General features: G+C 34.3%; 11 protein-coding genes. 5 read left to right on the top strand and 6 right to left on the bottom strand.

Features of this window, described 5'->3' with window-relative positions:
- Positions 1–119 precede the first annotated feature (119 nt).
- Positions 120–773 carry a hypothetical protein gene (locus QL232_RS20930; protein ID WP_281615639.1) on the top strand — a complete coding sequence of 218 codons (654 nt, stop codon included), beginning with the start codon at positions 120–122 and terminating at the stop codon, positions 771–773.
- A gap of 61 nt (positions 774–834) precedes the next feature.
- Here QL232_RS20930 and groL read toward each other — a convergent pair whose 3' ends face one another.
- Positions 835–2,475, bottom strand: a complete 1,641-nt coding sequence (groL, locus tag QL232_RS20925) for a chaperonin GroEL (protein WP_281615638.1) — start codon at positions 2,473–2,475, stop codon at positions 835–837.
- A gap of 94 nt (positions 2,476–2,569) precedes the next feature.
- The gene (locus QL232_RS20920) at positions 2,570–2,848 is read right to left on the bottom strand and encodes a co-chaperone GroES (RefSeq protein ID WP_281615637.1); all 279 of its coding nucleotides are present in this window, start codon (positions 2,846–2,848) and stop codon (positions 2,570–2,572) included.
- Positions 2,849–3,214: 366 nt separating this feature from the next.
- Here QL232_RS20920 and sulP point away from each other — a divergent pair, with 366 nt between their 5' ends.
- Complete coding sequence (sulP, locus tag QL232_RS20915) at positions 3,215–4,951, top strand: sulfate permease (protein WP_281615636.1); 1,737 nt, start codon at positions 3,215–3,217, stop codon at positions 4,949–4,951.
- Between the two features lie 31 nt (positions 4,952–4,982).
- Positions 4,983–6,395 carry a rhodanese-like domain-containing protein gene (locus QL232_RS20910; protein WP_281615635.1) on the top strand — a complete coding sequence of 471 codons (1,413 nt, stop codon included), beginning with the start codon at positions 4,983–4,985 and terminating at the stop codon, positions 6,393–6,395.
- A 55-nt stretch (positions 6,396–6,450) separates the two neighbouring features.
- On the opposite strand, the gene QL232_RS20905 is transcribed toward QL232_RS20910, so the two are convergent.
- The 3 genes from QL232_RS20905 to QL232_RS20895 are packed head-to-tail and all read right to left on the bottom strand — an operon-like array spanning position 6,451 to position 9,216.
- A complete protein-coding gene (locus QL232_RS20905) occupies positions 6,451–7,212 on the bottom strand; it encodes a porin family protein (protein WP_281615634.1) in 762 nt (253 codons plus the stop codon).
- A 4-nt stretch (positions 7,213–7,216) separates the two neighbouring features.
- Positions 7,217–8,008, bottom strand: coding sequence for a PCMD domain-containing protein (locus tag QL232_RS20900; protein WP_281615633.1), 792 nt, complete (start codon positions 8,006–8,008; stop codon positions 7,217–7,219).
- A gap of 47 nt (positions 8,009–8,055) precedes the next feature.
- The gene (locus QL232_RS20895; protein WP_281615632.1) at positions 8,056–9,216 is read right to left on the bottom strand and encodes a PatB family C-S lyase; all 1,161 of its coding nucleotides are present in this window, start codon (positions 9,214–9,216) and stop codon (positions 8,056–8,058) included.
- Positions 9,217–9,942: 726 nt separating this feature from the next.
- On the opposite strand from QL232_RS20895, the gene QL232_RS20890 reads away from it, so the two are divergent.
- Together QL232_RS20890 and cysQ are read left to right on the top strand one after the other, a co-directional pair.
- The gene (locus QL232_RS20890; protein WP_168884909.1) at positions 9,943–10,845 is read left to right on the top strand and encodes a bestrophin family ion channel; all 903 of its coding nucleotides are present in this window, start codon (positions 9,943–9,945) and stop codon (positions 10,843–10,845) included.
- A 62-nt stretch (positions 10,846–10,907) separates the two neighbouring features.
- Positions 10,908–11,666, top strand: a complete 759-nt coding sequence (gene cysQ, locus QL232_RS20885) for a 3'(2'),5'-bisphosphate nucleotidase CysQ (RefSeq protein WP_281615631.1) — start codon at positions 10,908–10,910, stop codon at positions 11,664–11,666.
- 69 nt (positions 11,667–11,735) lie between these two features.
- On the opposite strand, the gene QL232_RS20880 is transcribed toward cysQ, so the two are convergent.
- Positions 11,736–12,944: a BamA/TamA family outer membrane protein gene (locus tag QL232_RS20880; RefSeq protein ID WP_168884907.1), complete on the bottom strand. Its 1,209-nt coding sequence runs from the start codon at positions 12,942–12,944 to the stop codon at positions 11,736–11,738.
- Between the last annotated feature and the right edge of the window lie 477 nt (positions 12,945–13,421).

The following is a 13,421-nucleotide window of genomic DNA, read 5'->3' as shown; positions in this document are numbered from 1 at the left end:
AATGACCTTTTTTTCCATATTTTATTTTAGAAACTAGCTAAGAACATTACGTACTTTATAATAGTTCCTAAAAAAGGATTATTTTAGATTAACACAAAAACTGATTTATACTTATTTACATGACTCAAGAACTACTTAACTATTATGATAATTCTCCGTTAGGCGTTGCCATATATAGGCGTAAGTCAGAGCGACAGTTTGAGTTTTATTATTATAATAAGGCGGGAAGAAAAATGGATGGGGCAATGGATGTCGCATACAAGGGTAAGATGATAGATGAACTCTACCCGAATGTTAATGAAATGGGATTAGTAGACGCATTAGAAGAGGTTTATCAGACTGGGGTTTCTCAAGTTGTTCCATTAAAAGGATACAAAATGAGTAAATCTGATATCCTGTATAGAACGAATAGAGTTCAAAAATTAAAAGATGAATATGTTGTTAGTGTGTATTCAGATGAGTCTGATACATTCTCCTATATCCGACAAATAGAGAAAGACAATAAGAACTTGAATAATGCATTAGATTTTATCTCCCATCATTTAAGAGGAAACTTATCTACATCCTTGGGTATTTTGGAGTTATTTCGAGCCACAGAAGTTTCCCCAGAAGAAAAGAATTTTCTAATGGATGTCGTCAAGAAGAACTTAGAAAATATAGATAGTAAAATTCATCATTTGGTAGATGTTTTATACAAAGAGGTGAAACACGATGAAAAGCTTCTTAAAAAATATAGTTCCGAAACTCAAGACTTTAAAGATATAAAAGTTTAAAATAGAAAAGGCACTCACGAATGAGTGCCTTTCTTATATATTTAACTACTGATAATGTCTATTACATCATACCTGGCATACCACCACCCATTGGAGGCATAGCAGGAGCGGCAGCAGCACCACCTTCTTCCTTCTCATTAGAAACTACACAATCTGTAGTTAATAATAATGAAGCAACAGATGCAGCATGCTCTAAAGCTAAACGAGTTACTTTAGTTGGGTCAATAACACCGGCCTCAACTAAGTCTTGGTACTCTTCAGTACGAGCATTGAAACCGAAGTTGCCTTCGCTTTCTAAAATTTTATTGACAATTACAGATGCTTCTAAACCAGCGTTACCCAAGATAGTTCTTAAAGGAGCTTGGATTGCAGTTTTTACAATCTGAACACCAATTTCCTCATCAGGGTGAGCTGTTTCTACTGAATCAAGAACTGCAGAAGCTCTCAATAGGGCAGTACCACCACCAACTACGATACCTTCTTCAACCGCTGCTCTTGTTGCTGCTAAAGCATCATCAACACGGTCTTTCTTCTCTTTCATTTCAGTTTCAGTAGCAGCACCGATATAGATAATTGCAACACCGCCAGCTAATTTAGCTAAGCGCTCTTGTAATTTCTCTTTATCATAGTCTGAAGTAGTGTTTTCGATTTGAACACGAATTTCAGCAACTCTTGCAGCAACAGCGTCAGCAGAACCAGCACCATTTACAACTACAGTATTGTCTTTGTCGATGATAACTTTTTCAGCTGTACCTAACATATCGATAGTCGCATCTTCTAGTTTCATACCTGTCTCATCAGAGATAACAGTACCACCAGTAAGCACAGCGATATCTTGCAACATTGCTTTACGACGGTCACCAAAACCTGGAGCTTTAACAGCTGCAACTTTTAATGCACCACGGATTTTGTTTACTACTAAAGTAGCTAAAGCTTCAGAATCAACATCTTCAGCGATAATTACTAATGGCTTACCAGTTTGAGCAACTTGTTCTAAAACAGGAAGTAATTCTTTCATTGTAGAAACCTTCTTGTCGTAGATTAAGATGTATGGAGTTTCCATATCTGCTTCCATTTTCTCTGTGTTCGTCACAAAGTATGGAGAAAGGTAACCACGGTCAAATTGCATACCTTCAACAGTTTTTACTTCTGTTTCAGTACCTTTTGCTTCTTCAACAGTGATAACACCATCTTTACCTACTTTTTCCATTGCTTCAGCGATCATTTTACCGATCTCAGCATCGTTGTTAGCAGAAATAGTTGCTACTTGCTCAACTTCTTTGTTTGTTTCAACAGTTTTTGAAGTGTTTTTTAATTCAGCAACGATAGCTTTAACAGCTTTATCGATACCACGCTTCAAATCCATTGGGTTTGCTCCAGCTACAACGTTTTTGATACCTGTAGTGAAGATCGCTTGTGTCAATACAGTAGCAGTAGTAGTACCGTCACCTGCTTCGTCAGCAGTTTTAGAAGCTACTTCTTTTACTAATTGAGCACCCATATTTTCGATTGGCTCTGCTAATTCGATTTCTTTAGCCACTGAAACACCATCTTTTGTTACATGTGGTGATCCAAATGATTTTTCTAAGATTACGTTACGTCCTTTTGGTCCTAAAGTAACTTTTACAGCGTTTGCTAATGCATCAACACCTTTTTTTAATCCTTCGATTGCTTCAGTATCGAAATGAAGATTTTTTGCCATAATATTTTTATATTTTTTAGAGAAGTTCTTACACGTTCTCTGTTGAAATTTTGTTTTAATAGTGGTGAGATTATCCTCACTCTTTAATTAATAATTATACGATAGCTAAAATGTCAGCCTCACGCATCATTAAGTAATCGTTTCCGTCTAAGTTTAATTCAGTTCCTGAGTACTTACCATAAATGACAGTGTCACCCACTTTAACAGTTAAAGGCTCATCTTTAGTACCATTACCAACCGCTACTACAGTACCTCTTTGTGGTTTTTCTTTTGCATTGTCAGGGATAAATAGACCTGATGCTGTTTGAGTTTCTGCTTCTGCAGGCTCAATTAAAACTCTATCTGCTAAGGGTTTAATGTTTACTTGTGACATTTTTATTTATCTGTTTTATAATTTTTTGTTATTCTAAAAAGTATAGAAGAAAAAATAATCTTCATTGCCTTTTTTACATGAAGTGTGCCAATGTAAAAAATCGATAAGATTTGTCAGTTTTACTGACAAAGCGACAGGGTATACATATTAGTAATAACTTTATTTATTACTAATAGTATTGATCTTCAGAAAATTGAATACTATTTATGTTATGTCATGTTTTTCTTCCTGGATATATCAAATGATTGCTTCTTATAGGATTTGATAATTCTTTGTAAAAAAATGAGGATTGTTCGATTTATGTGATGATTGTTACATAGGGTTTCCCTTTCTTTCTCCAAATTGCATACATAAACTTTTAATCGAATGCAAAGAAGAAGCTTTATAGCACCTTGGCTTAAGAATTATAAAAAAGAATATTTATCTGGCGATATATCTGCAGGTTTAACAGTAGGAATTATGCTTATTCCTCAAGGAATGGCATATGCTAGCTTGGCAGGGTTACCGCCGGTTTATGGACTCTACGCAGCCATGATTCCTCAGTTTACTTATTCATTATTGGGGACTTCAAGGCAAGTTGCTGTTGGGCCTGTTGCGATCGATTCTATGTTAATTGCAGCGGCAGTTTCCTCATTAGCTGCTGTAGGAACGGATCAATATATTTCAGCAGTTATATTATTAACGTTAATGATAGGGGTGATCCAGTTGTTTTTCGGGGTGATCAAATTTGGCTTTCTAGTTAATTTCTTGAGTAAGCCAGTGATCAGCGGTTTTACTTCTGCAGCTGCCTTTGTGATAGGTATAGATCAGCTTAATAATTTCTTTGGGATATCTGTAGATCATAAGTCGTCAACCCTTATAACATTGTTCTCTACGCTCAAGCAATTTGATCAATTTAATTGGTATGCAGTTTTTATAGGTATTAGTGGTATTTTATTAATACGAATAACAAAGAAATTCGGAAAAGGAATACCAGGGTCTTTGGTAGCAGTTATTGTTGGGTTAGTGATTATGTATTCTTTTAATTTGGAAATAAATGTGTTGGGAAAAATTCCAAGTGGATTCCCTGAATTTAGTATTCCTAACATTACATACAACATGGTTTTGAAGTTGCTTCCGTCAGCATTTGCCATAGCATTGATAGCATACATGGAATCAATTTCAGTGAGTAAAGCACTCCAACAAAGACATAAGGGAGAATACGAAATTGATAATAATAAAGAATTTATTGCTCTTGGAATAGGGGATATTATTGGATCCTTCTTTGGCTCTTTTCATGGTACAGGAGGGTTTAGTAGATCCGCTGTTAATGATCAAGCGGGAGCGAAAACAAATTTGGCAAGTATAATCAGTGGAGTTTTGTTATTAGTGACTTTGCTGTTTTTGACACCATTTTTTGAGTCACTTCCCAAAGCAATCATTGCCTCTATAATTTTAGTAGCGGTGTATGGACTCATAGATACTTCATACCCTAAGTTTCTTTGGAAAACGAAACGAGAAGATTTTTACATGCTTCTTTTTACTTTTCTTATTACCCTTTTATGGGGGATTCAGGAAGGAATTCTATCTGGGATGTTGTTAAGCCTTTTATTATTAGTAAAAAGAACAGCAACACCGCATATAGCGATATTAGGTAGGTTAAAAGGTACTGAAGACTATAGAAATATACAACGCTTTAAAGATGCTGAAGTGAGAGAAGATGTGATTGTTATTCGTCAGGATGCACAGCTTTATTTCGCAAATAGTAGCCATTTTTACGATAAAATAAGATGTGAAATTGATCAGAAAAAAGGCAATTTAAAATTGTTGGTTTTGCATTTTGGATCAGTATCCAATATTGATACAACGGCCTTATCCTCTTTAGAAGATTTGATTTATGATCTCAAACAAGAGGGAATTCGCACCTATTTTTCAGAGGTGATTGGCCCAGTGAGAGATTTCTTTAATCGGGTAGGTTTAACACAGAGATTAGGTAAGGATCACTTTTTCCTGGATGTACAATCAGCCATAGATTATTATGATAAAAAAGGTAATCAATTGGAAATAAGACGTAACTTTGAGCGCGCGATTCAGAGTAACGAATTTAAAGAGAGAAATATTTAAGACATATATAAACATAGAACTTCTAAGCATTATGAAAATCGAACAAATTTACACAGGATGTTTAGCACAAGGTGCATATTATATTGAATCCAAAGGTGAGGCTGTTATCATCGACCCACTAAGAGAAACAAAGCCTTACTTAGAAAAAGCAACGAAAGAAGGAGCTAAAATTAAATACATTTTTGAAACTCACTTCCATGCTGACTTTGTATCTGGACATGTTTCTTTAGCAGAGGAAACAGGGGCTGCAATAGTTTTCGGACCAACAGCCAAAACATCATATGATGCACATATCGCAAAAGATGGAGAGGTGTTTAATGTAGGTGATATCACAATTACGGTTTTACATACTCCGGGACATACTCAAGAGTCTTCTTCTTTCTTGTTAAAAGATGAGAGTGGAAAAGATGTGGCCTTGTTCTCTGGTGATACATTATTTATCGGAGATGTGGGTAGACCAGATTTAGCCGTGAAGTCAGATTTAACACAAGAGGATCTTGCTGGTTTACTATTTGACTCTCTTAGAAATAAAATCATGCCGCTTGCTGACGATGTAGTTGTATATCCTGCACATGGAGCAGGGTCAGCTTGTGGGAAAAATATGAGTAAAGAGACACATGATACTCTTGGTAATCAGAAAAAGACAAATTATGCTCTTAGAGCTGATATGACAAAAGCTGAATTTATCAAAGAGGTAACCACTGGTTTAGCTACTCCTCCTCAATATTTCCCTAAAAATGTAAAGTTAAATAAAGAGGGATACGAGAATATTGATCAAATTCTAGATAGAGGAAATGTTGCTTTAAGTCCTCAGTTATTTGAAGAGATAGTAAATGCAGAAGGAGCATTGATGTTAGACACTAGAGCACCACAAACCTTTAAGGATGGCTTTATTCCTAATTCTATTAATATTGGTGTGAAAGGTGGATTCGCTCCTTGGGTGGGTGCGTTAATTGTCGACCTACAGCAACCAATTGTAATTATTGCTGACGAAGGATCTGAAGAAGAAGTGATTACTAGGTTATCAAGAGTAGGTTACGATAATACTTTGGGGTACTTAGAAGGTGGGATTAATTCATGGAAAGCTGCTGGAAAAGAAGTAGATTCTATTGAATCAATCTCTGCAGATGAATTTAAATCTCGTTTAGCAAATGATATTAATGTAATTGATGCTAGAAAAAACTCTGAGTATATTTCTGAACATATTAGTGATGAAAAAGTGGTCAACAAACCATTGGATCATATTAATATTGAATGGAATGATCTAGATAAAGAGGCTACTTACTATATTCATTGTGCAGGAGGGTATCGTTCAATGATTGCCTCTTCTATTATGAAATCAAGAGGATTTGATAATATCATAGATGTGAAAGGAGGTTTCAAGGCCATTAAAGAAGCAGGAATTGAAACAACAGAATATGTTTGCCCATCAACTTTACTGTAGGGGATAAACGAAAATTTAATTAAAAAAGGAGTAAGTGATCAACTTACTCCTTTTTTTATTTTCCAATTTTATAAAGCACACCTATTTTACCATATAAATTAAAGAGGTTTGGATCTACGGTGTCATACCCTCTTGGGAATATACCATTAAATCCCCAAGCAATTTGGGTGTCGACAGTGAAGTGATTACCAATTTCTTTTTGAATACCAAATTGGGCACCCCAATCAAAATTGACTAAATCTGAACTATAATCATAGGGAGTGTCTCTACCTATTTCAGTACTACTACCTACAATATCTTCTAATGTTCCACCAGCGTATAAAATACCATCAAATGTACCTGAGACCATTGCAGCTAAATATAAACCTGCGATAGCATACCAACCATTATCTTTTTTAGAAAGATTAGTCTTAAACTGAATAGGAATTTCAATATAGTTTAGGCTGATATTTGTTTGAACATCACCAGTAACATAACCTTGATAATTATCGCTTACCTTAAAGTAACGGTTTTCTACTGTTGCCTCTGTTGAATTTCCTTTTCTAGTATAAATAAGTTCAATATGTACAGACTTTCGGTCTTCTTTTAATGGAATTTCAACATATGCTCCAACTGAGGGGTTGAATGTTGTAGACCAAGAATACCTTTTTGGAATATCCTGGAAATAGAGTGGTACTGATGCACCAAAGTTAATGCTAAACCTTCCTCCCCAAACTAGTGATTTTTCATTATTCTGTTCTTCATTAGTTTGTGCCTGAAGTGAAGATGTGAAAAAGGTCACACTAAAAAGTGCGACCCATAGATATATAAATTTCATAGAATTAATATTCAATAGAGATATCATCAACCATTAGTACACTACCGATAGCGCCTCTGAAATAGTCTCCAGCCGAAGTTGATGTAAAAGTAATGATCACATGAGTAGGAGTAGCGTCTGCATCAGCCCAACCCGTTTCTTCAGGTCTTAAACGAAAACCTGGTACAGGGTTCTCAATCTCACCATAAATCACCTCTAATTTTTCTTTTGTCCATTCTGTTACAGTATCACTATGTTGCATAGCAGCTGTACCGATTCTTTGAATAGACTCTCCTTCTCTTTTTTGTAAGTACATATAGACTAGGCAAGAGTCAACAGCACCTTCTACAGGTGAGCTTACCGCACCATCAAATTGTAAATATTCATCTCCAGGAGTGTATTTGTAATTAAAAGACATCGATTTAGGTCTCTTTGTATACTCTACGCCAAGGATAGCACTTTGAGCGGGGTCTGAAGTATTCAATTGAAATTTCCCTGTATATACTGTTGCTGCTGCAATACCAGTTAAAGGAATAGCAATAGTTTCCATTCTAGCAGAACTTCCACTAACAACATCACTTGTTTCCTGAGTGGTATTTACAAAGCTTAAAAAAGATGTTCCGGGGTTTGAAGTTTCCCAACCGATGGGTGTTTCGTAAGTTTTGTCTGCTCCAAATTCTGTTACTTCCCAAGTATCAAGGCTTAAATTATCTTCAAAATAAGGTTCAGCTTGTGGAGTGTCGTCACTATCACTGTTACAGCTAAATAATAATAAAGATGATAGGCCTAGACTTAAGAGTTTGAAGGTTAATTTCATGATATTTTAATAAATTGAAGAGTTGTTGTTTAAGTAAATATAGGAAACTATTCTAAATTCCCTTTTATTCTTTTTATGGCTTCCTCTAGTACTGGTCTGGGGCATGCCGTATTTAATCGCATAAATCCTGCTCCAGTGTATCCAAAGTGTCTTCCATCCTGAACGCCAACTTTTGCCTTTTGGTGAAAAAAGTTGACAATCATTGAAGCACTTTCATTAATACCTCGGCAATCTAACCATAATAAATAGGTCGCCTCAATAGGCATTATTTTGATGGGGGTATCTTTTAATTCTTCTTGAACATATTTGATATTTTCTTCGATATATTTTAAAAGTTCCTGATACCAATCTTCGCCAAGGTTATAAGCAGCTTTTAATGCTTCGGTTCCCATTGTTCCTCCAAAGTCTAGATGCATATGCTTTACTTCATCAAGGTATAAGCTTTTTAATTTTGGGTTTTTAAAGATTAAATAAGCACAGTTTAAACCAGCAAGATTAAATGTTTTAGACGGAGCCATACATGTGATCACTCTTTTTTCAGCGATTGCAGATAATGATGCAAATGGAACATGTTTATTGCCAAATAGAGTAAGGTCGGCATGGATTTCATCAGAAATAATATTACAATCGTATTGATCACAAAGGTCTAATAGTTTTTCCAATTCTTCCTTTTTCCAAACTCTACCCGAGGGGTTATGAGGATTACAAAACATAAGAAGCTTGCAGCCCTTTTTTAATTCGTCCTCAAATGTGCCAAAATCTATAGAGTAATAATTATCATTATTGATAAGTGGGATATTGACTAGCTCGCGTTTGTTTTTCTCGATATTTTCATAAAATGGAGGGTATACCGGAGAGAATAACGCTACTTTATCATTCACATTTGTCAAGGCTTGTACTAACATACCTAAAGCCGGAACAATACCAGGAACAAACACCAACTCATTTTTGATGACTTTCCATTGATGTCTCTTATAGGTCCAATTTATTATTGCATTCCAAAAATCATCATTTTGTAAAGTGTAACCATATATAGGGTGTGAGACTCTTTTTTGAAGAGCATCCACAATTTCTGGAGCAGTGGCAAAATCCATATCTGCTACCCATAAAGGAATAATATCTTTTTCGTTGAAAATTACTTCTCGAAGATCATATTTTACAGTAGAATATCCTTCTCTGTTGATTATTTGATCAAAATCGTATTTCATATTATCTATCGTATTTTATTCTATATATAAATATACAAGGGATAAACATATTTTATAAAATAGAATATATATTAATTACTTAAATGCGTAATGTATTGAAAATAACGGTTTTGATATGTTCTTGTATCCTTTCTAATTTCTTGAAAACGTTATCATTTAAGAGAAACTGGGTTATTAACGCAAGAATGAAACTAAAAAAGGTTATCTCAATATGAGGTAACCTTTCGTCTTTTTGATAAACTAACTACTAATAATCTATTTTTTAATAATAATAATATTATATCTAATTAAATGTCGCTTCATATTTATGAAACAACTGTGAATTTAGTATTACAATTTATTTTTCAAAATAAGAATATGAATTCAAATTTCAAAAATTAATTTTTTTACCCTAATCTGTTTTATCAGATTATTCTTTGATAAGAAGAAGTGAATACTTTTCGTTTGACTAGGTAAAGAATAATATCTAAATTTTATAAACTCGGGTATCTAAAATCACAAATCAAATGTAAAAACTAGCGATGTATTACACAAACAAAATGTCTATAAAATGTTATGGATTAAATATTAGATTATAAAATACCTAAAAATGGTTAGATTAAAACTTCGAAAAAAAGGCAATACAATATTTTATGAAGCTGACTTTTTGAAATCAGAATATTAAAGCATAATTTATATACTTGTTATACGAATTTAAACACTTTTACTTTTTTCTAATTCCAATTTATGGTTACAAGACTTTACATTCCTTGGAAGAGACTTTTCAAAGATTTATGGTTCTCCGTTTTACTTATTGTTATTTATATGTTGTTCTTATCAATTTTAGATGATGAACACATGCTGAGCAATTTAAGTTTACCTCTGGGTATTATCACAGTCCCTGGTACAGCAATTTCTTTACTATTGGCTTTTAGAACTAACTCATCTTATCAAAGATGGTGGGAAGCAAGGCAAGTTTGGGGTGCCATAGTAAATGATTCGAGAAGTTGGGTAAGACAACTCATGACTTTCTTACCTAATAATCCGGAGTTAAAGGAACTTCTTACAGAAATGTCATACCGTCAGGCAGCTTGGTGTTTTGCTTTGACAAGGCATTTAAGGAAGCAGAATACAACAATGGATATCAATCATTTATTGCCTAAAGAGGAGATTGAAGAATTAAAAACAAGTAAGAATGTTCCCAATGCATTGTTATTTACACAAGGTCAATTACTACGAAAACTCTATAAAGAGAAGTATTTAGATACCTACCAGCTAGTACAATTGGATACCACTCTTTGTAAGTTGACAGATGCAATGGGTAAATGTGAGCGAATTAAAAATACAGTCTTCCCAAGTATGTATACATTGTTACTTGAGATACTGATTTATTTTTTCATTTTTTCTGTTCCCTATGGTTTGGTAGAGACTAATGGTGTTGTGTTATTAGTAACTAGTGTTACACTTGCTATGGCTTTTCTTATTATCGAAAGGATTGCCACTTACTTGCAAGACCCTTTTGAAGATAAATCTTCAGATACACCGATGTTAACTCTTTCAAGAACGATAGAGATCAATATTAAAGATGAGTTGAAAGAAAGAGATTTACCTGATCCTTGGAAGCCAGAAACTCCTTATGTATTAATGTAGGAAGGTTTACACTCTTGACTTATTTTTTATATTTGTATCTCAATTAACAAAATCCATAAAGAATGAACTTAGAAAAATTATCTGAGGATTGTATGCAAATTGCAATTGATGCAGGTCATGCAATCATGGAAATTTATCAAAAAGAAGATTTAGGCGTTGAAATTAAAGACGATAATTCTCCTTTAACACTAGCAGATAAGGCTTCACATGAAGTAATAATGGAAGGCCTTACTAAGTTAGAATACCCAATCTTATCTGAGGAAGGCAAAGAAATGTCTTACGGTGAGCGTAAAGATTGGACTACCTATTGGTGTGTAGATCCTCTTGATGGCACTAAAGAGTTTATTAATAGAAATGGAGAGTTCACTGTAAACATCGCTCTGATTCACGAGAAAAAACCAGTATTAGGTGTAGTTTATGTTCCTGTAAAAGGAGTGATCTATATTGGTATTGATGGTATTGGAGCGAAGAAAGGTGAAGCAGGAATATTAGATCCAATTGAAGTGAAATGGAAAGAAGGCAATAGAGTTGCTGTTCGTTCTAAGTCACATGCAAACCCAGCTGAAGAAGAGATCATTGGTAAATACAGTGCAACGGAGTCAATTTCAGTAGGTAGTTCTTTAAAATTCTGTATGGTTGCAGAAGGTAAAGCAGATTTATATTACAGACATGGCCCTACAATGGAGTGGGATACAGCCGCAGGTCAAGCAGTTGTTGAGGCTGCTGGAGGTCATGTATATACAGGAAATACTGAAGACGAGCTATTCCGTTATAATAAAGAGAATTTATTGAATGGCAGTTTTCTAGTTTTAGGTAAATAGTCGTCGATGGTAATACACAAAAAAGGCCTTGAGTTTATTCAAGGCCTTTTTTGTGTATTAATTTTTTAATTAGAATGCTTCAGTCATATTGAAGTATAATAATGTTTGATTCGCAATCGGGTCTTTACCTACATCAATACGGAAGTTCATTCTTGGTTGTACTTCAATTCTAAGGCCTCCACCAAAGTTTGGAAGCACTCCACCTGGGTTGTAAACTTCAGGGCCAACCATACCTACACCTCCCCAGAATGCAAAACCAAGTCGGTTGAGTAATTTGGATTTAGAGTTGAACATATGACGGTATTCAGCCATTGCATAGCCCATTGACTTATCTCTATATTGCCCTTGGTAATACCCTCTTAAATCAAAAGGAGAACCAATCATCGACATTTCTGTAAAAGGAACATCTCCGAATGAAGATCTTACCTTAGCAGTCCATGCTAATACTCTTCTTTCTCCTAAGAAAGGTAGTAATTTATATTGGCGGTATTCAGCAGTTAGAAAGCCCCATTGAGTGTCTGATCCTAACCATTTATCATAATATCTAGCTGTAAGATCGAAGTAAATACCAGACCATGCATTGGCAGGGATGTCTCTTGTGTCATAAGATAATTCAAATCCTATACCTACATTGAAAAGTTCCATTCCTTCATCACCACCTCCCAACATTTCTGCCTGTTTCATATATACAGGGTCTTCAGCCATTGCTGCGGCAATATCACTTAACCTTCTATAGCCTACATCATAAGAGGGTCCCAAGAAGAAATCAGAATCTCCTATTCTAAAAAGGAAGGAACCAAAAGTAAGAAATGAGTTCATGAAATACTCGGTGGTTTCAGGCCCTCTTTCGATATTCTGATTATTATCAAATCCTACACCATAATAGTTGTTGATATTGTTCAAATATTGGATCTGACCAAAATACCTAAACCGATCATGGTTAAAGAAAAGTTGTGGTTTTATTAGCAAGTTAAATCCACCAGATGACAACCATGCGCCGGCAATAGGCACTACCGAACGGTTCATCTTTTTATCTGTTGTATCTGTTGAAAACGTAAATAAAGCACTGGCACCAATTAAGAAACCATAATCGGGGGTATAGCCAGGTCCACCAAGAATACTAAAACGTAAGTTTTTTCTTTTCTTTTCAACTTTAGTTGTATCCTTTTTTAATGTATTAGTACTGTCATTTAAATGGCTAAAGCTTCGTCCAAAGACTTGAACATTTATAAGTATCAAGCAAATAACAGCAAGACGTTTTATGAAATTAAATTTCATCTAAATTGAGGTAGTTAAATGATGTCGAAAAACTAAGTGATAGATAAGCTTCTCTTTATGTCTATCTAATATAAAAAATTTTTACTTGCAGTTTGGCATAAATAAAAATCATACGAAAATATAAAGAGATTATCGCATATCAATAACACGTAACAAGAATAACACGGCAAAGGACATGAAAAGTTGTAACATTTAATCTTATTAGTGAAAAATAAAAAAAGGTCCTCACAAAATGAGAACCTTTTTAATTCCTTTAATAACCCAAAAACTATTTCTTATTGCTGTTTTCGTTTACTAATTAATGACATTATTTTAAACTTTGCAAGAAAAAATGTGATTATTACGTTTTTTAATTGGATATTCTTGATTTTATACAATTTGGATTCACATTAAGTTGATTTTCTGTTAATTTTTTAACATTGGTGAGGTGAATCAAAAAAAGGCCTTCACAAAGTGAAGACCTTTTCAATTCCTTTA

Origin of the sequence: Flammeovirga sp. SubArs3 (assembly GCF_947387565.1) — a bacterium.
GTDB classification, from domain to species: Bacteria; Bacteroidota; Bacteroidia; order Cytophagales; family Flammeovirgaceae; genus Flammeovirga; species Flammeovirga agarivorans.
Note: the sequence above shows the minus strand (reverse complement) of the source record. Positions and strands in the feature narration are given on the sequence as shown.